This window comes from Streptomyces sp. JL2001 (assembly GCF_050917515.1).
Taxonomy (GTDB): domain Bacteria; phylum Actinomycetota; class Actinomycetes; order Streptomycetales; family Streptomycetaceae; genus Streptomyces.
Genome location: NZ_CP169421.1, coordinates 437,634 through 462,047 on the forward strand (window position 1 = coordinate 437,634; position 24,414 = coordinate 462,047).

A 24,414-nucleotide genomic window follows, 5' to 3' on the forward strand; every position below is an offset into this window, starting at 1 on the left:
ACCGGGGACCTGCCGTTCACGGCGAAGCGGGAGCGGGGCCCGCCGGCCCCGCTCCCGCCACGGCACAACGCCACACCAGGCACCGGTGCGGCGCGCCCCACCCGGGGCGGCGCCCGGCCTCCGGACGCCCCGGCGGCACTCCGACCTCCCCAACTCGGCCGCTGCGCCGCCCCGTCGGCCGGGGCCCGACGGGGCGCCCTGGGCCGCCGCGTGTGCCGTGGCCGTCGCATGATGGCTCCCCCGCCCCGCCACGGCACCCCGGAAGGCGCGTACAGGGGCGCACACAGCCACGCAAGGCCGGTGCAAGCGGCTGCAAGCCACCGGCACCGACCTCGCCGCACGCGGACGGTTCCCCCCGGAGTGCCGCTACGGATTGACGTTGATCTTGAAGGTGGACGTCGTGTTGCGGATGTCGACGGCGTTGCCGCTCATCCTGAGGCCGTTGAAGGTCACCTCCCCGACGGCGGGGCCCTGTCCGGACTCGGGCATCTCGTTGGCCCACAGCCCGAAGCCGGACTTGGCGTCGTAGGCGTCACCGCTCTTGCGCGCGCCCGTGATCGAGACGTCCGAGAACACGGTGTCCTTGATCGGGAACTGCGGCTGCCCGCCGACGTAGTTCGTCTGGAACATCACGCCGCTGTAGGTCGGATCGACGATGTCGACGTGGTTGACCCGGATCCCCTGGAAGACCTTGGAGGCGGAGAAGACCCAGATGCCCGGGAAGGTCTGCGAGCCCCAGAAGTGCCCGCCGGCCCGCACGATCGAGATGTTCTCGAAGGTCGTCGGCGTGGTGCCGAAGCCGTTCATCGGGTAGCCGAAGTCCAGCGAGGAGATGGTGATGCCGGAGTAGACGAGGGTGTCCGCGATGTGGATGTTGCGGAAGGTGTTGTCGTACCCGCCGTAGACGGCGACGCCCGCGGCCCGCCAGGTCAGTGTCGAGGTCAGGTTCTCGTAGACGTTGTTCTTCATGTCCGCGCCGCCGGCGTCGATCGCCGAGAACAGCGCGAAGCTGTCGTCACCGGTGGCCCGGGCGTCGTTGTTGGTCACGAGGTTGTCAGTGGATCCGTTGGTCATGTTGATGCCGTCGGCGAACATGTCGCGGATCCGGGAGTTCCTGATCGTGATCCGGTCGGCGTTGGCGCCCCAGTACAGGCACACCATGTGCTCGTTCCAGATGTCGTCGATGACGATGTCGGACACGTTGGCGAAGTCGAAGACCTTGCCGGGACCGTCGATGCGCGAGGTGTAGTTGCCGAAGTACGCGAAGCCCTTGAAGAGCGAGCCCTTCGCCGCCGCCTCGGCCCGGAAGCCGATGTCGGTGTTGTCCTGCGTCGAGGGCGCGTGGAACCTCGTGTACCAGGGACCGGCACCGACCACCTTGACGGCCTTGCCGTACACCTGGAACTTGCTCGCCGTCTGGTAGTCGCCCGGCGGCAGGTAGACGCCGACCAGCGTGCCGGTGGTGTCCATCCGGACCTTGTCGAGCGCGTTCTGGACGTCCTGGTGGGTGAAGCCCGCGGGCACGGTGTAGGTGGCGGGGTCCGGGTTGGTCACCGGCGCGACCTGCTCCAGGTTCACGAAGTCGATCGCGTACGTGGAGGTGTTCGCGGCGTCCTTCTGGAGCCTGATCTTGGAGCCCGCCGGAACCGTCTCGCCGAGGAGCAGGTTCGCCTCGTCGTAGATGTGGCGCGGGGCGCCCGCGCCCGGGGAGTTGCCGGGGGCGGTCTCGGCCCCGTACAGCCAGGCGTACTTCGACGTCAGCGGCATCGCCTTCCTCAGGACCCCGTCGACGTACACGTCGATCGTGGCGTCGATGCCGCCGCCGCCCGGCGCGTCGGGGATGGAGAAGCGGGTGACCAGGGTGTTGGTCGGACGGCGGGTGGTGAACTCGACGTATTCGCCCGTCGCGTCCAGGTTGACGGCCCTGCGGCCGGACGCCTCGCCCGCGATGTCGCCGACGGTCCGGTTCGGGCCGACGACCTGGGCGCCGCCGCCGGCGGTGCCGTCCTCCGCCTCGTACATGTCGTACGGCATGTTGGCGCCGCGGCCGACGAAGAGGGGCTGGCTGGCGGTGTTGTTCTCCCGCTTGACCGGCAGCTCGTTCGCGTCGGCGGCGACGACGGTCCGGACGGTGTACGAGCCGTTGACCGCGGTCCAGGGGCCGAGGGCCACCTCGGCCGTGGCACCGGCGGCAATGGCGCCGGAGTGGGCCCCCGTCAGCGTCTTGACCGTCGCGCCCTTGGAGTCGATCAGGGAGAGCGTGACGTCGTGGCTGCCCGTCGCGCCGGCCTGGGTGCCCTGGTTCTTCACCGCCACCTTGAAGGTGACCGTGTCACCGGCGGCCGGGCTGGACGGCGAGGTCGTCACCGCGGCCGCGAGCAGGTCGGAGCTGGACACCGGCTTGACCACCAGGGCGTTCGGGCTGGTGAAGGTGTTGTTGGACTCGTTCTGCTCGATGACGGCGTTCGCCTCGTCCGCGACGGCGCTGAGCTGGTAGCTCCCGGCGTCGCGCGCCCCGATGGAGGCGCTGACCGTCGTCTGGGCGCCGGCGGCCAGGGCGCCGACCTGCGCGGTGGCGACCTTGGTACCGCCCAGGCGCAGCGCGACCGTGCTGGCCGGTGCGGCGGCCGGGCCGCCGTTGCGGACGGTGGCGCTGACCGTGATCGGGTCCGACTCGACCGGCGCGGCCGGCGAGGCGGTCAGGCCGGTGACCTCCAGGTCCGGGTTGGGCGCCGCGACGCCGATCACCTGGAACTCGGCGACCTGGCCGGCGGAGGAGCCGGAGTTGGCGGTGAACCTGAGCCGGACGTCGGCCACGCGGGCCGAGACCGGGATGGTGACGGTGTTGCCGCTCGCCGGGTCGAAGGTGTAGCTCTTCGAGGCGACCAGGCCGCCGAAGCCGGAGGCGCTCTGCTCGCGGCCCAGGACCTCGACGGTCTGGCTGCGGGTCGCCCAGGACGCGTCCGGGTTGAGCTTGAGGACGACCCTGTCGACGTCGGCGTTCGAGCCCAGCTTGACGGTCAGGGTGTTCGGGTAGCTGCCTCCCGCACCCTCCCAGTAGGTGCTCGTGCTGTTGTCGTTGGCGTTGGCCGCGACGAAGGTGTGCACCACGGAGGAGGCGGCGATCTCCTTGCCGACCGCGAGATTGGAGCCGGTGACGCCAGTGCCGTTGCGGGTCACCTTGTTGCTGTCGGCCGACTGGTTCCCGGCGGCGTCCTTGGCGCGCACGTGGTAGGTCACGGTGGCCGAGGCCGGCTGGGTGTCGGTGTACGTCGTGACGTTGCCGGCGACGCTGCCGCGCAGCGTGTTGTCGGCGTAGACGTCGTAACCGGTGACACCGGTGTTGTCCGAGGAGGCGTTCCAGACCAGCTTGACCTGGCCCGACGCGGGCTCGGTGAGGGCGAGGTCCGCCGGCGCGGTCGGCGCCTGGGTGTCCCCGGTGTCGCCGGTGCGGGTGACGGCGTTGCTGTTCGCCGACTGGTTCCCGGCGGCGTCCTTCGCGCGGACGAGGTAGGTCACCGTCTGGCCGGCCGGGCGGGTGTCGGTGAACGTGGTGACGTTCCCCGCCACGCTGGTCAGCAGGGAGCCGTTGGCGTAGACGTCGTAGCCGGTGACGCCGGTGTTGTCGGTGGCGGCGTTCCAGGTGAGCCGGATCTGGTCGGTGGCCGGCTGGGTGAAGGCGAGGTTCGCCGGCGCGGTCGGCGCCTGGGTGTCGCCGGTCTCGGGGCCGTAGACCTCCAGCTCGGACAGCTGCCCGGCGGGCTGCACGCTGTTCGCCGTCACGAGGACGCGGACGTACCGGGTGGTGGTGGCGTCGAAGGCGATCGTCGCGGAGCGCCCGCTCGCGGCGTCGAAGGTGTAGGCCTGGGCGGCGGTCAGGTCGGTGAAGGCCGTGCCGTTCGTGCTGCCCTGGATCTTGAGGGTCTGGCTGCGCGGTCCCCAGCCGTCGGGCAGCCGCAGGACGACCCGGTCGACGCGCACGGAGGCGCCGAGGTCGGCCTGGATCCACTGCGGCAGGGCGTTGTTGGCGCTCTCCCAGTAGGTGGCGCGGTTGCCGTCGTTGGCGTTGCCTGCCGTGTACACCTCGGTGTGGCTGCTCGCGGTGAGGGTCCGTCCGCTCGCCAGGTTGACGGAGGACCCGTCGGCGGCGTGCACCTCCAGTTCGGAGAGCTGGGCGGCCTGCCAGCCCGTGTTGGCGGTGATGTCGATCCGCACGAACCGGGCCTGGGTGGCCGGGAACGCCACCGTGACGGTGTTGGCGGTGCCCGGGGTGAAGGTGTAGGAGGCGGAGCTCTTGAGGGTGGCGAAGCCGGTGCCGTCGGCGCTGCCCTGCACGGAGAGCGTCTGGCTGCGGCTCTCCCATCCGGCGGGCAGCTTCAGGACGACCTCGTCCACGCGGGTCGGGGTACCGAGGTCGACCTGGACCCACTGGGGCAGGCCGCTGCCCGCGCTCTGCCAGTACGACCCCTGGTTGCCGTCGGTGATGTTCGCGGCGCCGTACTCCGCGTGGGCGCTGCCGGCGGCCGCCGCGTCGCCCAGGGCGATGTTGGGGCCGCCCGCCGCCTGAGCGGTCATCAGCGGACCGCCCAGCGCCAGGAGGCTGATCGCGATCGCGGCGCTCAGGCACCGTGATCTCCAGTTGCGGATAGTCATCTGTCCTCGATCTCGGCCTCGCGCCCAACGGCGGCGAGACGCGGCTCAGTCGGATATGTTCACGAGAGACGCAGAGTTGTAGCTTCTTTGCGTTGAACGCTCAGAGAGTTCCAGAGGATTGTGGGAACGTCTACGGCTGCGACGGGACGACTTCTCCCGCCCTCCCAGGGGCGCAGCAGCCCGTACGCGGGCACGCCGGTACGGCGGCCCGCGGAAGCGGGCCGCCGCTGCGGTGCCGGGAGTGTCAGCCGGTGCGGTGCGGGGAGTGTCAGCCGGTGCGGTTCACCACGAACTGCGAACCGGGCTCGATGAGGACGTCGCCCTCGGCCGAGTCGGTGATGGTGACGCCCGTCAGGGTCGCGCTGCCGCGGGCGCCGCTCATCGCGAGGACGCCGGAACCGTTGACCGACCTGTCGATCCGGACGTTGCTGATCTTCACGTCCGGCATCTCGCCGCCACCCGTCTTGAACTGGATGCCGTCGTAGGTCGAGTCGAGGATCTCGGAGTCCCGGATGGTGACCCCCGGGATGCCCTGCCCCTGCGCGAAGAGCGTGATGGCGCCGAATTCCTGGTCCTCGTTCCAGAACGCGCCGCCCGTGCGGTGCAGCGCGTTGTCGGCGATGAGGGTCTGCCCGGAGAAGGGCAGCGGGTCGTGGTCGGTGGCCAGCATGATCCCGGGGTAGTTCATGGTGTCGGAGATGATGTTGTTCTCGATGGTGTTGCCGTACCCGCCGTAGACGGCGATGCCGTTGGCGCGCCAGGGCAGCTGGATGGTGTTGTTGCGGAAGTGGTTGTCGTGACCGACGTCCACCGAGGTGTCCTTGACGTACTTGCTCGCCCAGACGGCCAGCGCGTCGTCGCCGGTGTTGCGGAAGGAGGAGTTGAAGACGGTCGAGTTCCGCGTGCCGTTCGCGAAGTTGATGCCGTCGGCGTACGTGTTGCGGATGCGCATGCCGCTGAACTCCAGGCCGTCGCCCGGCCCCCAGAGCTCGGGGATGTTGGAGTAGTCGCGGCCGGCCCAGACACCCACGTTGGCGTGCTCGATCCAGACGTTGCTGATCTTGGTGCCCTTGCCGAAGCGCCCGTTGAGCCCCACGCCGCCCTCGGCGTTGCCGTCGCCGCCGCGGATCGCGCCCGAGCCGAAGATGGCGATGTCGGAGATCTGCGTGTTGTGGTCGATGTCGAAGCCGAAGTTGCCCTCGTGCGGGTGGTTGATGCCACCGGCCTCGTGCGGCGGGGTGAGGGTGTACAGCTGGGAGTGCCACATGCCCGCGCCGCGGATCGTGACGTCCCGGATGCCGACCTGGTTGAACTGCCCGCGGTTGAGCGGGTCGTCCGTCAGGATCTTCTGCTCCTGACGCCACTGTCCGGCCGGGATCCACACGCACGGGATCTGGCCGTTCTGGTCGGCCGTGACCGCGCGCTGCAGGGCGTCGGTGTCGTCGAGGCCGTCGTTGGGGACGGCTCCGTACTCGGTGATGGAGACGCAGTTCGCCGGCTTGGCGGCCGGAGGCGCCACCTGCTCCAGGTCGATCAGGTCGACGATGTAGAAGGACGCCTTGTCGTCCGCGTCGCGCTGCAGGCGGAACCTGGTGCCCGTGGGGTACGACTGCGCCAGCAGTGCGTGCGACTCGTCGAACAGCCGGCGGGCGTCGCCGCCGGGCCGGTTGGTGAGTCCCTCGGGATCGTCGGTGCTGCCGTACAGCCAGCTGTGCTTGGACGTGAGGGTCAGCTTGCGGACGAAGACGCCGTCGGCGTAGAGGCTGATCGTGGCGTCCGCGCCGCCACCGGCGGCGGCGTCGGGCACGGAGTTGCGCACCACGAGGGAGTTGGACGGGGTGGTGGAGGTGAACTCCACGTACTCACCGGTCGTGTCGAGGCGCACCGACTTGCGGCCGGAGGACTCGGTGGCGAAGTTGGTGTGCCCGAAGGTCCGTTTCTGGTCCGAGGTGAGCAGGGTGCCCTGGTAGCGGGCGTCCTCCGCCTCGTACTCGGCGTAGGGCACGGCCGCGCCCCGGCCCACGACGAGGGAGCGGGAGAAGACGTTGTTCGTCTCGTCGGTCTCGGCGACGGTCCCGGTGGCGTCGGCGGTCGCCGTGAGCGTGGCGCCGCCGGAGGCCGCGGTCCAGCTGCCGGAGATCGCGACGTTGACCGTCCGACCCGCGGCGATCGCGCCCGCGGTGCCGTTCAGCGTGGTGGTTCCGGCGGTCAGCCGGGTGGTGGTGCCCGCCGCCACACCGGTGGTGCCGCGGTTCTCGACCGCCACGGTGAAGGTGACGGCGGAGCCGACGGCCGGGCTCGCTGGGTTGGTGGCGATGCCGGTGACCCGCAGGTCGGGACCGGGGCTCTGGCCGACGACCAGCTTCGCCGCCGCCGTCCGGCTGTTGTTGGTGTTGTCCTGTTCGGCGACGGTGTCGGTCGGGTCGACCACGGCCGAGACGGTGTACGAGCCCATCGGTCGCTTGCCCACGGTGACGGGGACGGTCGCCGAGGCGCCCGCGGCGAGGGCGGCGACCGGGGCGGAGCCGGCGACGGCGCCTTCCAGACTGACCTCGACGGTGGTGGCGGCGGCCGCGGCGGTGCCGGCGTTGCGCACCGTGGCGTCGACCGTCACGGCGTCCGTCTCGGAGGGGGAGGACGGAGCCCAGGTCAGGTCGGTGACGGTGAGGTCGGGGTTGGGCGCCGCGGCGCCGACGACCTGGAACTCCGCGACCTGGGCGCCGGGGGCGCCGGTGTTGGAGAAGAAGGTCAGCCGCAGGTCGGCGTAGCGGCCGGTCACCGTGATCGTCACGGTGTTCTGCGCGGTGGAGGGGCTGAACGCGTAGTCGGCCCGCGCCTTGAGCGAGGTGAACCCGGAGGCGGACTGCTCGCGCCCGAGGACCTGGATCGACTGGGTACGCGGGCCCCACGCCTGGTCGGGGTTGAGCTTGACGACCACAGCCCGCACGTCGGCGTTCGCGCCGAGCTTCACTGTCAGGCTCGACGGGAAGCCGGCGGACTCCCAGTAGGAGGCGGCGCTGTCGTCGTTGGCATTGGCGGCGACGTACGTCTGGGTGGTGGAGGTCGCCTCGATCGGCTTGTTGCGGGCCAGGTTGGTGCCCTCGACCGGCGGGTCGACCGGTCCCTGCCCGCTCTCGCCCCAGATCTCGAACTCGGACAACTGCGCCGCGTTCCAGCCGGAGTTGGCCGTCACCTGCACCCGGACGTAGCGGGTGGCGACGGCGGAGAGGGCCAGGGACACGGTGTTCGCCTGGGCGGGGTCGAACGTCCGGGACTGCGCGGCGGCGAGGGCGGTGAAGGCGCTGCCGTCGGTGCTGCCGAGCAGTCCGACGGTCTGGTTCCGCGCCTCCCATCCGGTGGGGAGCTTGAGCACGACCCGGTCGACGCGTGCGCTCGCGCCGAGGTCGACCTGCACCCACTGCGGGAAGGACCCGGCGGGGCCTTCCCAGTAGGACGCCTGACTGCCGTCGGTGACGTTGCCGGCCGGATAGGCGCCGTGGGCGCCCGTGGCCGTCACCGTCCTGCCGAGCGCCAGATTGGTGCTCGCGGCGGCGTACGCGGTCACCGGCAGCAGCCCGACGGCGATCAGCGCGCCGATCAGCGCGCCGACGGCCAGCCGCCGGCTCAGATGTTTGCCTCTCATAGGGGCCTCTCCATGTTCTGGGCCACGGCTCGACGACAGGAGCGACGCTCGCCAGGAACCCAGCAGGTCTCTGACAATGAATGACGACGCATTACAGGCTTATTGAGCTTCATAGTTAAGTTTTTGCGTCACCGGGGTGTCAGGTTTCTATCAGGTCACCGCTTTGTCAACAGCCGTGACAGAAACGGCAGTTGACGGACCTTCGCGTTCCGGACAACGAAACGGCTCCGGCGCCGGGAGGCGACGAGGCCTCCCGGCGCCGGAGCCGGGGAGTGGGGAGAGGGCGGGGTGAGCGGAGGAGAAGGGGCGGGCGGTCAGGCGAGCGGCGGCGGCGCCGTCGATCCGCGGACCACGAGCTCGGGCTCGAAGAGGAGCTCACCCGGGTCCGTCTGCGTGCCCTGGATCTGGGCACAGAGCAGCTCGACCGCGGCCCGGCCCATTGCCTCGATGGGCTGGCGCACCGTGGACAGCGGCGGCTCGGTGCAGTTCATGAAGGCCGAGTCGTCGAAGCCGACGACGGAGACCTGCGAGGGAACCGACAGCCCGCGCCGGCGGGCGGCCCTGATCGCCCCCAGGGCGAGCGGGTCGCTGGCGCACACGATGCCGGTGACGCCACGATCGAGGAGCCGGGTCGCCGCCGCCTGCCCTCCTTCGAGCGAGAAGATCGAGCGCACCACGTGCTCGTCGGGCAGCTTCGTGCCCGCCGCCTCCGCAGCGGCGCGAGCGGCTTCGAGCTTGCGCCGCGAGGGGACGTGGTCGCTCGGGCCGAGGACGAGCCCGATCCGCTCGTGCCCGAGGGAGGCGAGGTGACGCCAGGCCTGCTCGACGGCGACGGCGTCGTCGCAGGAGACGCAGGGGAAGTTGAGGCCCTCGATGGAGGCGTTGATCAGCACCACCGGGATGTTGCGCTCCGCCAGCTGGTGGTAGTGGTCGTGCGGGGCGTCCGCCTGCGCGAACAGGCCGCCGGCGAAGACGACCCCGGAGACCTGCTGCTGGAGCAGGAGGTCCACGTAGTCCGCCTCGGAGACGCCGCCCTTGGTCTGCGTGCAGAGCACGGGCGTCAGCCCCTGCTGCGCCAGCGCGCCGCCGATCACCTCGGCGAACGCGGGGAAGATGGGGTTCTGCAGCTCCGGCAGGACGAGGCCGACGAGGCGCGCACGCTCGCCGCGCAGCTGGGTGGGCCGCTCGTACCCGAGCACGTCCAGCGCCGTGAGGACGGACTGCCGCGTCGCCTCGGAGACACCGGGCTTGCCGTTGAGGACACGACTGACCGTCGCCTCGCTGACTCCCACCTTCTTGGCCACTTGAGCAAGTCGTCGCGTCATGAGCGCAAGAGTATCGCAAGCTCCGCAAGCTGGTTGCGTCGATCTCGTATTCGTGTGCTGTGCTGTCCGTTCGTTCCCCGGTCAGCCCGGAGCATCGGGGGTGAACCAGCCCGTCGGGGGCCGTTTACGTGGTCCGCACCCCGACATCCGCGCGCAAGTGCTTGCGTGCGGGCGCAACGGGGAGGCACGGTGCCGGACGGGACCGGATCCGGACGGGACCACCGCCGGACGGGACCGGATCCGGCGGGACGCCCGGCCACGGCACGGACCCGCCGCGACGTTCCCCAGGAGCGATCCCGCGACCGAACGGCCCCCGGGCGGCGGGAAATCCCCTCTTCCCGCAGGTGATCGTGCTCGCCCGCGGGCGGGAGCCGTCCGGCCCCGCCCGGACACCGACCCGGACATTCTCGCGATCTTGCGCCAAAGCGTTCCCTGGCGGGGTTTTGTGGGCTAGCTTCTGGCCGCATCTGCTTCACCACGCCCCTCACCGCGCCACCTCCCCCACACCTTCCCCTGACCTCCCCTACCCCAGTCCGGGTGGATCGCCATGAGCCGTACCATCGCGTTGCGCAACGTCAGCAAGAGATACGGGCGGGACGGCTACGCCGTCGAACGCGTCTCCCTGACCGTCGAGCCAGGTGAGTTCCTGGTCCTCCTGGGCCCCTCGGGCTGCGGCAAGTCCACGGTCCTGCGGATGATCGCCGGCCTGGAGGACATCACCGAGGGCGAGTTGTACCTGGACGACGTCCACGCCAACGACCTGCCGCCTCGCGAACGGGACATCGCGATGGTGTTCCAGAGCTTCGCGCTCTACCCGAACATGACGAGCCGCGAGAACATCGGCTTCCCGTTGAAGCTGCGCGATCCGGGCACGGACCACGACCCGCGCGTGGAGACGACCGCGCGGATGCTCGCCGTGGAGGACCTGCTCGACCGCTACCCCGGCCAGCTCTCCGGCGGTGAGCGGCAGCGTGTGGCGATGGGCCGGGCGATCTCCCGCCAGCCGTCCGTCTTCCTGATGGACGAGCCGCTGTCCAGCCTGGACGCGAAGCTGCGCAGCCATCTGCGGGCGGAGATCGCGCGGCTCACCGCGCAGCTCGGGGTCACCACGGTCTACGTGACGCACGACCAGTCCGAGGCCATGTCCCTCGGCGACCGGATCGCCGTCATGCGCGGTGGCGTGCTCCAGCAGATCAGCGCCCCGCGGGACACCTACGCCCGGCCGGCGAACGTCTTCGTGGCGGCGTTCATCGGCACGCCGCGGATCAGTCTGCTCCAGGCGGTCGTGCACGCTCCGCTGGACGCGCGGATGTCCATCGTGCTCGGCCGGCAACGCCTCGTGCTGCCCGAACCCCTCAGCTCCGACCACCAGTTGCTCCGCATCCAGCAGGGGCGGCCGATCATCGTCGGGCTGCGGTCGGAGGCGGTGCGGATCGCCCCGCCGAGCCAGGCCCGGCCCGGCGAGGTGCCGCTCACCGGGATCGTCGAGCACGTGGAGTACCAGGGCCACGAGGCGCTGGTACACGTGAACACCGGCTCGCAGCCCGCCGTCGTGCCGGAACTGGAGTCGGCGCGTCCGGCCGCCGGTCCGGGGCAGCGGCGCCGTCGCCCTCACCAGGGCGGTCTGCGCAAGCTGCGCAGGCAGGCGGCGGGCCGGCTGTCCGGCGCGGTCGCCACCCTCGCCCCGCCGCGGGGCGGCGGCCCCGGGGACGGTCCGGCGGGCCCGGACCTCGCCCGCGAAGACACGGCGACCGTGCGCAGCGACCTCGTCGTCCGTACGGGCCCGCACCTGCGGGTGCGCACGGGCGCGCAGATACCGCTGCTGGTCGACCTGGCCCAGCTGTACGTGTTCGACCACGCGGGCCACCGGATCTGCCCCGCGCCGGACGGACTCCCGGGTCTGGAGGTGTAGCGGGAACGGCACGGCGCTCCCCACGACGACGGATTCCGGGCCGGAACGCCTCGCCCGTGGGGGGGCCGCGGCGCGCGAGGGGCAAGAGGGCCGATCCGCGTCGAGGACCTTGTCGCCTCCCCGGCCGGCCGTGCTCGCCTCCCCGGCGCGTGCGAGGCGCCCGGCGGCGGCCCTCCGGTCGTCGCGGTCCTCGCCCCGACCGTGACTCGTCGGTGGTGCTCGTCGCTCCACCCTCCCCCGTGACCCGCCCCGTGGCGGACGACGGACAGGACCTAAGCGGTGCGATCGCGGTCGCGCCAGGCCCCTTCCCACTGACGTGTCATGGCCGGATAGACGAGCAGGTGGCGGAAGGGCGCGATGGCGGCCATGTACAGCCGGCCGAAGCGGCCGTTGGGCTTGACGAGGACGGCCATCCTCAGTTCGTACGAGCCGCCGGCGCCCCGCACCCAGCCGAGGTGCATGACCGCGTGCACGGTCTTGTTCGCCAGCTCCCGGGCGGCCTCGGTGTCGAGTTCGTAGACCGCCTCGAGGGGCATGCCGTCGCTGTCCGGGCCGCGAGGAGCGGCGCGCAGGTCGTCGGGCAGCCGGTCGCGGAGCGAGCCGACGCGCTCGCCGACTCCCGACGCCTCCTTGTCCCAGCCGAGGAGCGCGCCGAGCTTCCAGCGCACGGCGAACAGGAACCGCACCGGCGGCGACAGCCGGTCGGGGTCTGCGGCGGCGCGCAGTGCGGCCAGCATCACGGGGAAGTCGTCGGGGCCCGCTCCGGGAGTCCGGAACGACCACACGTCCTCCACCGCGAAGTCGCGGGTGAGTGCGTGGATGCGCCACGGAAGGCCGGTGTGGGCCGTCTGGGGAAGTCTCGGCACGGTGAGCCCCCTCATCTGTACGGTGCCGTACAACAGATCTATACGGTACCGCACAACTCCCGCACCGACGCAGGGGACATGGGCTTGCGACGCGGTGTCCGGCCGACGGGGCGCGGGGCGGCCGGTTCCGCGGGCACGGCCCGGCTCAGGCGGTGATGTCGATGATCCCGAGGGGCTCGGTGGTGGGCTGCGCGGACCCGCCGGAGGGTTCCACGGTCACGCCGACGGCCACGGCGTTCGCGAGCGGCCCCGCGAGCACCCGGGCGGACGGCCGGCCCGTGGCGGGCAGCAGACCGGCCGGTCGCAGGTCCCCGGTGGGCGCGGCGTACCAGAGTTCGTAGACCTTGCCCGCGGCCAGGGCCGGCAGGTCCTGTGCCGTGAACGCGGCTCGCCCCTCGACACGGGAGACGACGACCGCGGCCGTGGCGCCGCCGGTCAGCCGGGCGGTGTGCAGCCGCGCGTCCGGCGCGGTGAGCACCGCGTTGAAGGCGGCGGCGTCGGACCGGGCGGCCTCGATCTGGGCCCGGGCCCGGACCACCTGGTCCCCGGCGTCCTCGGCACGGGAGTACTGCCAGGCGGCGATGCCGCCGAGGGCCACGGCCAGGGCGACGCCGGCGGCCAGGACGAAGCGGAGGACGCGCCGGCCGCGCGACGCGCGAGCACCCGGCTCCCGCCCCGGATCCCAGTCCGGGTCCGGATCGACCCCACGCCCCGGGGCCGGACCCGGGCCCGGGTCCGGCCCCGGACGGGTCGCGCGCAGCTGGCGGACGCGGCTGATCTCGTCCAGGACGCGCGCCCGCAGGTCCGGCGGCGGGGCCATCGGGTCCGCGGCGCCGAGCCGGGCCGCCGCCTCCCGGAACTCCCGCACCTCGCGCCGGCACGCCTCGCAGGTCGCGAGGTGCGCCTCGAAGGCGGCCTCATCCGCCGGCGGCAGCGCGTGCAGGGCGTAGGCCCCGGCGTCGAGGTGCACGTCCTCGGCGGGCGTCATCGGCCCTCCTCCAGGCAGGCGCGCAGCTGCCGGAGCCCCGCACGCATCCGTGACTTCGTCGTGCCCTGGGGTGTCGAGAGCGAGTCGGCGACCTCGACGTAGGTCATGCCCTGGTAGTAGGCGAGGACGAGCGGAACCCGCTGCAGGCGGGTCAGCGAGGCGAGACAGCGGTAGACCCGCCGACGCTCGTCGTTCCCCTCCACGACGTCGACCACTTCGTCGTGGTCCCGGTCGGGAGAGAGCCGCCAGGCGCGCGTCTCGCGCTCCGTGCTCGCCTGGACGGCGCGGACCCGGTCCACGGCGCGGCGATGGGCGAGCGTGAGCACCCACGCCTTCGCGCTGCCCCGGTCAGGCCGGTAGCGCTCGGCGGTGCGCCATACCTCGATCATGACGTCCTGGGTCACCTCCTCCGCCTGCGCCGCGTCGCGCAGGATCCGGCAGGCCATGCCCATGACCGTGTCTGCCAGCGCGTCGTACACCGCCGCGAACGCCGCCTCGTCACCGCCGGCCGTGCGGTGCAGCAGCTCACCCAGCCGCCGGTCCGGCCCGGATCCGTGCGCCACGCGGTGCTCCTCTTCCCGGGTGCCGGAGTGCGGCACGTGTCGTCCCGCCGGGCCTGCGCCTCCTGGCGATCCTGCCCGCGTCGCCGCCGGTCCGCAGCGGGCCGGTGCCGATCGGGTGACGCCGCCCGAAGGCGGACGTGCGCGACCCCCTCAAGGCACGCCTCGGCGCGACGCGTCGGGTCCAGGTCCCCGATCCGGTTCCCGCGCGGGCGTGAAGTCGGGAGGGAGGCGCCGGTCCCGGTCGGGATCCCGGCCGGCGTCGGGAGCGAGGCCGGGCGCGTCGAGCCGGCCGGACGCGTCGGCGAGCCCTGCCGGCCCGAGGCCGGGCTCCGGATCAAGATCGAGCCGTACGTGCACGGTCTTGCCCCCGAGGGCCGGCACGACCGTCGTCGTGCCGCCCAGTCCGCTGATCACCGCCAGGCCGAAGCCGCCGGCCCGGCGCCCGCTCCCGGTCGGGACACCGGGCCCGGAGCCGGCTTCGCCCGGGAGCTGCGGCAGCTCCTCGCTGCGATCGGCCACGCCGATGTCGAGCACGGCGCCGCTGACGGTGAGGGTGAGCACGCAGGGCCCGCGACTGTGCAGGACGGCGTTGGCGACCAGCTCCGAGACGATCTGCACCGCGTCCGCGACCCGGTCGGACCCGGCGCCCGTGGGCGCGAGCCGGCGGGCGGTGACGTGCCGGGCGACGGCCGGCGCGTGCAGGCCGTAGGGCAGCGCGACGACGTGGCGCGTCGCGCTCGGCGCCTCTGTGGCGATGGTCGTGGTCATGGCCACTCCCCGGAACCGGTGGTGCGGAAAGGCGGAGTCCTTCGCAGGGGATTCGGAGCGGGACCCCTGTCCGGATGCCGTCCTCGCGGACGACTCGGCGCGACCGCCCGTCACGGAATCTTTCGGACTTTTCCTCCGTCCCGGTCATCCGGGGCGCCGACCGCTTCGAATCCCCTGTGTCACGCCGATCCGGTGAAGCTCCGGTCCCCCCGCTCGTATCCCGAGGGGCGGTGAGCCCGCCGGTACCCACGTCTCGCTACGTAAGGAAGTGCGTTTCGATGACTCCCACCATGAAGGTCCGCCGGCTCGTGGCCGGCGCCGCCTCGGCGGGTCTGCTGGCCGGTGGCGCCGCGCTCGGGCTGTCGGGCACCGCGTCGGCGGCTCCCGCGCCGGCTTCCGTCACCTCCACCGTGACCCATGACAACGACCACCGTCACCACGACCGGTGCGTCTGGAAGAAGGGTCACTGGGACAAGCGCTGGGTCCCGGGACACTGGGAGAAGAAGCAGGTCCACCACAAGACCTGGCACAAGGGTGACGGCAAGCACGGCCACCCCCACAAGGGGCACTGGGACCACGACCGGCACTACAAGTGGGTCTACGTCCCCGCGCACTGGGACCACTACTGGGTGAAGGGGCACTGGCACTGCCATCACCGGTGATCGCCTCCACGATCCGCACGCGCGACCGGGCACCTCTGGTGCCCGGTCGCCCGCCGTCCACCGCCGGCCGAGGCCACGAGGACGTTCGGCGGCACACGCGGAAATCCGCCGACCCCGGATGGCGTGGCGGGCCGACGGCGTGACGGGACGCGGGCGTCTACCCCGCCGCGTCCGCGTGGCGCAGCTCGGCGAGGAGCTCGCTCTGGCCGGCGAGGAGTTCGGTGAGGATCCGCCGTGCCGCACGCAGGAGTTCGGCGACGTCGCCGCCCGCGAGCGCGTAGCTGACGGTGGATCCGTCACGGATCGACACCACGATGCCGGAGCGGCGCAGGACCGCCAGCTGCTGGGACAGGTTGGAGGGCTCGATGTCGATGTCGTTCAGCAGTTCGCGTACCGGTACGGGGCCGTCCTGGAGGAGCTCCAGGACGCGGATACGGACCGGGTGCCCGAGCATGCGAAAGAACTCCGCTTTGGCCTGGTACAGCGGTACCTGCATGCAACAACGCTCCTGCCGGGGTCTGGGCTGCTGGGTGGGGGCGGCAGCCGGCGGCCCGCCGGTCCTCCACGACCGTTGCCACGATCCTGCCGTGTCCGGACCCGCCCCCACCTGCAGCTGTCCTCTTTTGGATGTGTCGAGTTGAAGATTTCTTCAACTCTTGGGCATAAGAGATCGGGCCGCTCGGCGAGCGGCTAGAGCTCCAGATCCTTCTCGATCCGGCGTAGCTGGTGCCGTGCCATCGCGAGGTTGGATCTGCCCTTGTCCAGGACGATGTAGAGGAACAGACCGTTGCCTCCCCGCCCCTTGAGCAACCGGATGAGGTGGTACTGGTTGCCGAGGGTGATCAGCATGTCCTCGATGTCCTCCTGGAGTCCGAGCATCTCCAGGGTGCGGGTCTTGGCACGGATCACGTCGGTGTTGCCGGCGGCGGCGACCGTCAGATCGAGGTCGTGGCTGCCGCCGAGCGTGCCGAGCGCCATGCCGCTCGTGTAGTCGACCAGTGCGACGCCCACGGTCCCGTCGATCGAGGTCATCGCCTCCTTGAGAGACGTCTCCACATTCACCATCAGCGCCTGCTTCCTCAACTCACGATGTTCCGGACCGTGGTGCTCCCCCGGCCGGTCTGTGATCGAGACGCTACTGACCGGCGTCCGAGCGGGAGGAGGAAAGCTGTTGGTCCGGCCGAAAACAGACGCTCAGGCTCCGAAACCCGCCGCGCGGCGTCGACCGGTGGGGATCGGCGCCGGCCGACGCGAGAGGATTCACCTCATGGCGATTCCTCCGGAGACACCTGCTGCGACCCGCTCGCGCCGGACCGGGCGGGGTCTGGCGGCGGACGAAAAGGGAGCGGAAACGGTGGAGTACGTACGGTTCGAGTCGCCGCACAGGAACGACCGGGGTCACTTCACCGGTGTGTTCGGGCTGGTCAACACGCTGGCGCGGGAGGGCCGGCTCTCCTTGGAGGAGGAGTCCTTCCGGCGCGTGCACAACAGCTGGTACGACGCCGCCTACCCGGACCCGTCGACCGTGGACCCCACCGTCTACGACCGGACGACGAACCCCGGCGCCGCCGCGTGGTTCAAGCCCTCGGCCACGCATCTGATCGAGCGGGTCCCCGGCTATCTGGAGATCCTCCGGGCGCACGGCGTCGACTGCCGGACGCGGCGCTGCGCCGACCCGGGCCGGATCGTCTACGAGGACGACGTCCAGATCGTCGTGGTGCCGTACGGGTAGACCGGGCCGGCGGGTCAGGGCCGGTCGGGGCGGTGGCGGTCGGCCCGGTCGAGTTCGTCGTCCAGCGCCATCGCCGCGGTGATCAGGGCTAGGTGGGTGAACGCCTGCGGGAAGTTGCCGAGTTGCTCGCCGGTGGGACCGATCTCCTCGGCGAACAGACCGACGTGGTTGGCGTAGGTGAGCATCTTGTCCATCGCGTAGCGGGCCTGTTCCAGGCGACCCGCACGGGCCATGGCGTGGACGTAGAGGAAGCTGCAGAGCGAGAAGGTGCCCTCGACGCCGCGCAGGCCGTCGGGCGAGGCCTCGGGGTTGTAGCGGTAGACGAGGCTGTCCGTGACCAGCTCGCGGTCGATGGCGTCCAGGGTGGACAGCCACTGCGTGGACTTCGGCGAGAGGAATCCGAGCAGGGGCATCAGCAGCAGTGAGGCGTCCAGGACGTCGCTGCCGTAGTGCTGGACGAAGGCGCCGCGGTCGGGGTTCCAGCCGCGCCGCATCACCTGGGTGAGGATGGCGTCGCGTTCCGCCGTCCAGCGGGTCAGGTCGGCGGGCCGGGCGTACTGGGTGGCCAGCCGGATGCCCCGGTCGAAGGCGACCCAGCACATCAGCCGGCTGAACGTGAAGTCCTGGCGTCCGCCGCGGGTCTCCCAGATGCCCTCGTCGGGCCGGTCCCAGGCGTCGGCGAGCCAGTCGAGGAGCGCGGCGAAGCCCAGCCAGCCCTCGTATCCGGCGAGCTCGGCCACCTCCGGGGAGTGGGTGAGGCCGTAGGCGAACTCGCCGTAGATGTCGAGTTGCAGCTGGTCCGCGGCCCCGTTCCCCGACCGGACCGGATACGAGTCGCGATAGCCGCTCAGGTGTTCCAGGATCTCCTCGGAGAGCCTCGGATCGCCGTCGATCCGGTACATGATCTGCAGCGGCTCGCCGCCCTCCGCCGCGGTCGACCGCAGGCAGCGGCCGAGCCACGCCCGGAAGGCGTTGGCCTCCTCGACGTAGCCGAGGTCGATCAGGACGCGGACCGACAGCGACGCGTCCCGGATCCAGGTGTAGCGGTAGTCCCAGTTGCGTTCGCCGCCGATCTGTTCCGGCAGGCCCATCGTGGGCGCGGCGATCGGGGCGCCGGTGGGCGCGTAGATGAGGAGCTTCAGCGTGATCGCCGAGCGGTTGACCATGTGCTGCCAGCGGCCGCGGTAGCTGCAGCGGCGGATCCAGCCGTGCCAGAAGCCGAGTGTCGCCTCGAACTCCGCGACGAAGTCCTCGACGGTGACGGGCTCCGGTCCGGGGGATCCCGCGGCGCGGGTCTCCAGGAGGATTCCGGCACGCTGGCCCTGCTCCAGGGTGACGGTGGCCCGGACGTCGTGGCCGTCCGCGTCCAGGGGGATGTCGCCCTGCAGGTGGACGTCGAGTTCGGGGCCGTGGAAGACGGCGCCCTGACCGCCGAGGGTGAGCGCGTGCGGGGCCCGGCCGTAGTCGAAGCGCGGCCGGCACTCCAGGGCGAAGGTCACGGTGCCGCGGACCACGCGCAGGACCCGCATCAGGCGGTGCCGGTCGCCCGCCACCTGCGGCTGGTCGCCGAGCGGCATGAAGTCCACCACCTCCCCCACACCCTGCGGGGTCAGGAACCGGGTGACCAGGACGGCCGTGTCGGGGAGGTACAGCTGACGCACCGTCGTGTCGTCGCCGACGGGCGCGATCGTGAAGTGGCCGCCGCGCTCCGCGTCGAGCAGGGCGGCGAAGATGCTCGGGGAGTCGAAGCGGGGCGCGCACATCCAGTCGACAGAGCCCCCGCCGGACACCAGGGCGGCGGTCTGGAGGTCGCCGATCATTCCGTGGTCGGCGATCGGAGGGTAACCACGCATCACTGACCTCGATTCCTGCACCGGGACCAGGGACCGGGGACCGGGGGCGTCACGATGCTCGACAGCACCACGCAACCCGCCCCGTCACCGGCCGGCAACACGGATCGGCCGATCGGGGGAACGGGAGAACGGGAACGGGACGCGGGCACCGGCGAACGCCGGCGCCCGCGAGGAGAACGATCCGACCGGGGCGTGAGAACGCCGGGGACGGCGCCGCCCGGCCGTCCCCGGAAGTCCGCTCAGGTGCCCGTGTAGAACCCGATGGTCGCCGCGGTCGTGGCCGCGACGGTCTCCGGGTCGGCACCGGACGCGGCGTACGCGGCACCCCACGCCTCCCCCGACCGCGTCGTGTACTCCTTCGCCTCCGGGGAGGTCTGCCACACCTCGGCCTCCTCCTTGCTCATGCCGGCACCCGCGAGGTGCATGCCGAGTCCGAGGAACATCAGGTCCCAGCCGACGCCGACGGCACCCGGGCCGAAGCGGTCCCGGAACTCGTCCGGCACGACGGCCACGTGTTCGAGTTCGAAGACGGTCCGTTCCTCGCCTTCGGCCGTCAGCCGGACCTCGACCTCGCCGAACCCGGGGTCGGGTCCGAACAGCCAGGAGACCCGCAGCCGTTCGGGCTCCACGCATTCGAGGATCTCGCCGCCCGCGTTGCCCTCCAACTGGTAGCGCCCACCGACCTTGAACTCGCCGGTGACCGGCAGGAACCAGCGCCCGAGCCGCTCGGGATCGGTCACCGCGTCCCACACGTCGGCGATGCCGGCGTCGTAGGTCCGCCGCAGCAGCACCGTCCCGGCCTCACCGGCCTCGACCCGACGGGTGCCGGCCTCCCGGTGCACCAGGTTGATCCGGTCGACGATCTCACTCATGTCCGCTCGTTTCCTCTCTCTGCCTGCGCTCGCGCTTTCCCCGCGCGAGCTCCGTCCCGAGCGCGTCGAGCCGCTGCTCCCAGAAGCCGCGGAACCGTTCCAGCCAGTCGTCCACCTCGCGCAGCGGCGCGGCATCGACCGCGTACAGCCGGCGCGTGCCCTCCGGGCGCACCGAGGCGAAGCCGCTCTCGCGCAGCACACGCAGGTGCTGGGACACGGCGGGCTGGGAGATCCCGAACTCCTCCCGGATGACGGCACTGACCTCGCCCGATGTCCGCTCGCCCGTGGCGAGCAGCTCCAATATCCGGCGTCTGACCGGATCCCCGAGAACATCGAAGGCGTGCACACGGGCGACTATGCCACCAGGCGCTTATATAAGGCAACTCTTATATAGGGGGGTCCTGGAGGTCTTTCCCGGGCGAGTCCGGCGCTCCTGATCGGCCGATCAGCCGGTCCGTCGTCAGGCGTCGGTCCGTCGTCAGGCGTCGGTCCGTGGGGTCGTCCGTCGTGAGCGGTCGGCTGTCACCGGTCGGCGGACCGCGTGGCGCGGGTCTGCCTCCTGCGCAGTCCCGCGCGCGGCTCCGGGCTGAAGGCGAGGCCGCGGCGGTGCCGGATCTCCCCGCTCTCCCTGCTCAGGGCGCCTTCCTCACGCCAGCGCCCGAGGTCCCCGAGCACCATGCTCAACTGGGTGAGCAGGCGGGCCAGGCTCGGCTCGTACGCGGGGTTGTCCCGGGCGAGTCGGCGGTATCCGGCCACGCTCTCCTCCAAGGGAGCCAGCGCCTCCTCGTTCCGGTCGAGGATGGCCAGCCGCCTGCCCAGGTGGTACAGCGCGAGGAAGAGATAGGACCCGTCCGCGCCGGGGGTGGTCCTCAGCAGCCGGCGCTCGATCGCGACGATCTCCTCGGCCGTGACGAGGGCATCCGCGGAACTCTCCCGTCCCCGGCGCGAGAGCACCATGGAGCGATTGCGCAGTGCCACGGCGAGCCGCGGTTCCGTCGCCCCGGGGTCGACCCGCGCGAAGCGGCGGCCGAGTTCGACCGCCTCGTCCAGTGCGGTCAGGGCTTCGCCGGCCCGGTCCATCTGCTCGCAGCGCACGCCGATGTCGTTCAACGTCTCGACGAGTTCCGGGCCATAGGCGTCGGGCTGCTGGACGGCCAGCTCGCGGAACGCGGTGGCCAGCCTGCGGTTGAGGTCCAGACCGAGAGCGGTGAAGTACGGCCTGTCGTAGGGCGCCTTGGGATGGGGCGGAAGGACGGTGCCGGCGGCGAGCAGGACCCGGACGCGCGCGGGCGCCGAGTCCACCGCGGCCCCGAGTGCGTCCAGCACCTCCGTCGCGGTCTGCGGGCGCCCCCCGAGCACATGGGCGCCCGCGGCACGCACGAGGACGACCAGGGCGTGGACCTGCTGACCGTCGGTGGCTTCGGCCCACAGGGGTGCGAGCATCTCGTCCCCGGGGCGGGTGAAGTGGACACCGGCGTGGTACTCGGCGAGCCGGTCGGGCTGGAGCGAACCCCAGTAGCGGCCGGGGGCGGGTGGGTAGAGGGCACGCAGCCACTCGGCGACGTCGTCCTCCCGGCCGGACGGCAGTCCCCGCACCTGCCGGGTGACGGCGACGGCCTCGGCGCGGGTGGCCGCCCCGCACAACGCCGCGGCCGCCACGGCACGTCGCAGGGCGACGGGCCGCAGGTCGCCGAGCCGGAACGCCGGCGAGGCCGCGGTGCCCTCCCAGTAGTGCGCCTCGTGTGCCAGCAGCAGCGCCTCGACGGGTGCCGTCTCGGTGTCCCGCCGGACGTCCAGGCCGGGCAGGACCTCCAAGCCGGACGGTAGGTCCGGGCCCTCCAGGCCGGGCGGCAGGTCCGGACCCGTCGGCTGCTCCGGGGCCGGCGGCCGGCCCGGGCCCGAGGTCGCACCGGCGGTCACCGGACTGGGGCCGGCCTGGAGCAGCGTCGCCAGCGCGTGCATCTGCAGGGTGAGGGCGGAGGCGTAGCGGGAGCGGTTCAGATCCTGCGGAGGCCTGATCCGCTCCGCCAACGCCTGCCAGTCCGTCCGCGGCAGTCCCGTCACCTGTCCCAGGAGCCGGGACAGGTCCTGGGTGGCCCGGCCGAAGGCGACGGCCCGCGCCTCGGTCCCGGCGCTCTGCCCGAGCAGGGGGGCGAGCGCGAGCGTGGGAGCGTCGGAGAGGATCCGCAGCGTGTCGGGCTCCGATCCCAGGACGTCCGTCTTCCAGTCCCCCTTCGCCCGGGCGAGCAGCAACAGCCGCGTACGGTGCCGGCCGTGGCGCAGCCGTGTGATGAGGCGGCGGACCTGGCGGGGCAGGGTCTCGGCGTAGTCGACGACCACCAGCAGGGGCGACGTGGTGTCCAGGGCTCCCCAGTCGGGACCCGTTCCGTCGGGTTCCGGGCCGCCGGCGCCCGCCGGACCCGCGGGCGCGGCGTCGTCCAGGTCGGCGCGCAGTTGCACGGCCACCCAGCCGGACGCGCGGAGTTCGGCGGCCAGATGACGGGCCAGGCGGGTCTTCCCCTGACCGCCCGGGCCGGTGATCAGGTGGACCGCGAAGGGGTCCGGGGTGTTCCGGCACCACGCGGTGAAGTAGCGCAGCTCCTTCTCCCGGCCGTGGAAGGTGACAGCCTCCGTGTCGGCGCGCAGCAGCATCGCGGGCGACCGCAGGTCGCGGGCATGTGCCGCGGGAGCGAGCAGGTGATCGGGTTCGACCGGCTCCGCCAGCGGCTGCCAGCCGGTGTGCGCGGTGACCAGCTCGCGGAACTCGGGATCGTCCAGCAGGTCGGTGGTGCGCGTGGCGATGAGCCGGGCTCCGACGGCCGCCTGCCGGTCCCGGGACACCACGCCCGTGAGCAGGTCGCCGCACAGGAGTGCGGCGCCCGACATCCCGGACCAGGGAGTGGCGGACGGGGCGGACGACGTGTCGGCGGGGAAGGTGGGGTTGACGCTCAGCACTTCGTACCGGTCGGCGCCGCTCCCGCTCCCCGGGTGGATGGAACCCGTGAGCTGTTCCCCGCGGCGGTCGAGCCCGTCCTTCTGCATGCGCGGGTAGCCGCAGACGGTGACCGGATGGGGCCGGGTGCCGATCAGCCTGCCCCACCGCTGCGGCGGACGGGTCCGCAGGTCGCGGAGGGAGTCCGGAGTCCGCCATCCGGGGTCGGGGACCACCTCGACCAGCGCGGCGTCGACGGAGTCGGCCCTGCGCCGCCAGAGCACCCGCGCGGGGAACCGCCGCTCGTCCGCCTCGGGACGGCACACGGAAACGCTCGTCCCACCCGGTTCCGGGGACTCCCCCAGCACGTGCGCCGTGGTGAGCAGCAGCCGCGGGGCGACCAGGTAGCCGGTGGCGAAGGCCGCCCGGCCCGGGCTCCGGGGCCCGGTGACCCTGACCTGCACGATCCGGTCGAACTCCACCGTGACTCCGCTCCCCTCTCGTCCCGCGTCCCGGTCCCGGCCCGGTGCGGCTCGGCACAGGCGGCCGTCACCGGGCGGGAGTCACCCGCTCACCGGGGCCCTCTCTCCGTCCGTCACGCCTCGTCCTCGTCGGAGACCTCGACGTCGCCGCCGCCCGGCAGACGGGGATCCAGTCGTACGGTCAGCGTGTGCGTCGTCTTGCGGGCTTGCTCGCCCTTCCCCCCGACCCCGACCACGCCGAAGCGCAGACCGCCGTCCGCACCGCGCGTCCGCGCCAGTTCCAGGCCGAGTTCCACGGTGACCTCGCCCAGCCCGAACCGCACGCCGCCGTCACCGCTCGTGGCGAGCCGGCGCCGGGCCTCGGCCACCTGATCCCGCAGCAGGGTGATCGCGTCCGCCAGGTCCAGCGCCTCGTCCGCCCCGCCGCCGCCCTGCCCCCGCGCCATGCTCATCCGTCCCTCCCGTACCGACAGGACGTCAGTTTTCCATCCGGGTGGGCCGGGTGAAGGCCGATGGCCGGAAGTCACCGATCGGGCCGGATCCGGGCCTCAGACCTCCTGGTCGCCGGCGTGTCGGCCCAGCGCTCCGCCGAACCGGGCGGAGATCCCCGGCATCAGGCTCTCGCCCTCGGCCGGACGGTCCAGTCCGAAGACGTGGCCCGGGAAGTCGAGATCCCTCTGGACCTCCCAGATCCCCTCGTGGTCCTCCGGTGGCAGGATGCGGGCCGGATCCCCGACGGCGACCCAGCCGATCGGCACCGTCGTGTCGGGTGGCAGCACCGTGCGCAGATGCACGACACCGTTGATGCGGACCTCGGAACGCGTGCCGATCCGGGCACCGTTGAAGACCCTGCTCCCGGTGGCGAGGAAGACCTCGTCCTCGACCCGGCAGCCCGTCAGGTAGGAGGTCGGGCCGACGAGGACCTGGCGTCCCAGCGTCAGCGGGTCGCGGCGCGTGCCGCGCAGGACCGCGTTCTCCATGACGATGCATCCCGCGCCCAGCTCCACCGGACCGCCCTCGGCGGTGAGGACCGCGCCGAACAGCACCCGGCAGTCGGCTCCCACCCGCACGTCGCCGCACAGGGTGGCGGTGGGAGCGATGTAGGCCGAGGGGTGGACCACGGGCGACCGGCCCTCGTGAGTCAGCAGCATGCGCGGCATCAT

18 protein-coding genes are annotated in these 24,414 nt (G+C 72.1%); 3 read left to right on the forward strand and 15 right to left on the reverse strand.

From position 1 onward, the window contains the following. Positions 1–366: 366 nt before the first annotated feature. From ACE1OA_RS02010 to ACE1OA_RS02020, 3 genes are all read right to left on the reverse strand, one after another. Positions 367–4,653, reverse strand: a complete 4,287-nt coding sequence (locus tag ACE1OA_RS02010) for a discoidin domain-containing protein (protein WP_432752114.1) — start codon at positions 4,651–4,653, stop codon at positions 367–369. A gap of 268 nt (positions 4,654–4,921) precedes the next feature. Next, complete coding sequence (locus ACE1OA_RS02015) at positions 4,922–8,296, reverse strand: CARDB domain-containing protein (RefSeq protein ID WP_432752115.1); 3,375 nt, start codon at positions 8,294–8,296, stop codon at positions 4,922–4,924. A 314-nt stretch (positions 8,297–8,610) separates the two neighbouring features. Beyond that, on the reverse strand, positions 8,611–9,621 hold the full coding sequence (locus ACE1OA_RS02020) for a LacI family DNA-binding transcriptional regulator (RefSeq protein WP_356604737.1): 1,011 nt from the start codon (positions 9,619–9,621) through the stop codon (positions 8,611–8,613). Between the two features lie 547 nt (positions 9,622–10,168). Here ACE1OA_RS02020 and ACE1OA_RS02025 point away from each other — a divergent pair. After that, positions 10,169–11,533: an ABC transporter ATP-binding protein gene (locus tag ACE1OA_RS02025; RefSeq protein ID WP_356604739.1), complete on the forward strand. Its 1,365-nt coding sequence runs from the start codon at positions 10,169–10,171 to the stop codon at positions 11,531–11,533. A gap of 272 nt (positions 11,534–11,805) precedes the next feature. On the opposite strand, the gene ACE1OA_RS02030 is transcribed toward ACE1OA_RS02025, so the two are convergent. From ACE1OA_RS02030 to ACE1OA_RS02045, 4 genes are all read right to left on the reverse strand, one after another. Then, positions 11,806–12,414, reverse strand: a complete 609-nt coding sequence (locus ACE1OA_RS02030) for a DUF2867 domain-containing protein (RefSeq protein ID WP_356604865.1) — start codon at positions 12,412–12,414, stop codon at positions 11,806–11,808. Between the two features lie 130 nt (positions 12,415–12,544). Then, on the reverse strand, positions 12,545–13,387 hold the full coding sequence (locus ACE1OA_RS02035; protein WP_432752116.1) for an anti-sigma factor: 843 nt from the start codon (positions 13,385–13,387) through the stop codon (positions 12,545–12,547). After that, on the reverse strand, positions 13,384–13,950 hold the full coding sequence (gene sigK, locus ACE1OA_RS02040; protein WP_432752117.1) for an ECF RNA polymerase sigma factor SigK: 567 nt from the start codon (positions 13,948–13,950) through the stop codon (positions 13,384–13,386). The genes ACE1OA_RS02035 and sigK overlap by 4 nt, the downstream gene beginning before the upstream one ends. A 150-nt stretch (positions 13,951–14,100) precedes the next feature. Further along, positions 14,101–14,718: an ATP-binding protein gene (locus ACE1OA_RS02045; RefSeq protein WP_432752118.1), complete on the reverse strand. Its 618-nt coding sequence runs from the start codon at positions 14,716–14,718 to the stop codon at positions 14,101–14,103. Between the two features lie 278 nt (positions 14,719–14,996). Between ACE1OA_RS02045 and ACE1OA_RS02050 the strand changes: the two genes are divergently transcribed. Then, positions 14,997–15,380, forward strand: a complete 384-nt coding sequence (locus ACE1OA_RS02050) for a hypothetical protein (RefSeq protein ID WP_356604747.1) — start codon at positions 14,997–14,999, stop codon at positions 15,378–15,380. 157 nt (positions 15,381–15,537) lie between these two features. On the opposite strand, the gene ACE1OA_RS02055 is transcribed toward ACE1OA_RS02050, so the two are convergent. Both ACE1OA_RS02055 and ACE1OA_RS02060 read right to left on the reverse strand, forming a co-directional pair. Continuing rightward, complete coding sequence (locus ACE1OA_RS02055; protein WP_356604748.1) at positions 15,538–15,876, reverse strand: ArsR/SmtB family transcription factor; 339 nt, start codon at positions 15,874–15,876, stop codon at positions 15,538–15,540. A gap of 194 nt (positions 15,877–16,070) precedes the next feature. Then, positions 16,071–16,445 carry a hypothetical protein gene (locus ACE1OA_RS02060; protein WP_356604750.1) on the reverse strand — a complete coding sequence of 125 codons (375 nt, stop codon included), beginning with the start codon at positions 16,443–16,445 and terminating at the stop codon, positions 16,071–16,073. Positions 16,446–16,734: 289 nt separating this feature from the next. Here ACE1OA_RS02060 and ACE1OA_RS02065 point away from each other — a divergent pair, with 289 nt between their 5' ends. After that, positions 16,735–17,112: a hypothetical protein gene (locus ACE1OA_RS02065; protein ID WP_356604752.1), complete on the forward strand. Its 378-nt coding sequence runs from the start codon at positions 16,735–16,737 to the stop codon at positions 17,110–17,112. 14 nt (positions 17,113–17,126) lie between these two features. On the opposite strand, the gene ACE1OA_RS02070 is transcribed toward ACE1OA_RS02065, so the two are convergent. The 6 genes from ACE1OA_RS02070 to ACE1OA_RS02095 form a co-directional block, all read right to left on the reverse strand. Further along, on the reverse strand, positions 17,127–18,965 hold the full coding sequence (locus ACE1OA_RS02070) for a glycoside hydrolase family 15 protein (protein ID WP_386542594.1): 1,839 nt from the start codon (positions 18,963–18,965) through the stop codon (positions 17,127–17,129). Positions 18,966–19,204: 239 nt separating this feature from the next. Next, complete coding sequence (locus ACE1OA_RS02075; protein WP_356604756.1) at positions 19,205–19,837, reverse strand: SRPBCC family protein; 633 nt, start codon at positions 19,835–19,837, stop codon at positions 19,205–19,207. Continuing rightward, complete coding sequence (locus ACE1OA_RS02080) at positions 19,830–20,183, reverse strand: ArsR/SmtB family transcription factor (protein WP_356779096.1); 354 nt, start codon at positions 20,181–20,183, stop codon at positions 19,830–19,832. The genes ACE1OA_RS02075 and ACE1OA_RS02080 overlap by 8 nt, the downstream gene beginning before the upstream one ends. A 176-nt stretch (positions 20,184–20,359) precedes the next feature. Then, positions 20,360–23,251, reverse strand: a complete 2,892-nt coding sequence (locus ACE1OA_RS02085; protein ID WP_384869154.1) for a trypsin-like peptidase domain-containing protein — start codon at positions 23,249–23,251, stop codon at positions 20,360–20,362. A gap of 113 nt (positions 23,252–23,364) precedes the next feature. Then, the gene (locus ACE1OA_RS02090; protein ID WP_432752119.1) at positions 23,365–23,703 is read right to left on the reverse strand and encodes a trypco2 family protein; all 339 of its coding nucleotides are present in this window, start codon (positions 23,701–23,703) and stop codon (positions 23,365–23,367) included. A 96-nt stretch (positions 23,704–23,799) separates the two neighbouring features. Next, complete coding sequence (locus ACE1OA_RS02095) at positions 23,800–24,402, reverse strand: gamma carbonic anhydrase family protein (protein WP_384869149.1); 603 nt, start codon at positions 24,400–24,402, stop codon at positions 23,800–23,802. Positions 24,403–24,414: the final 12 nt, after the last annotated feature.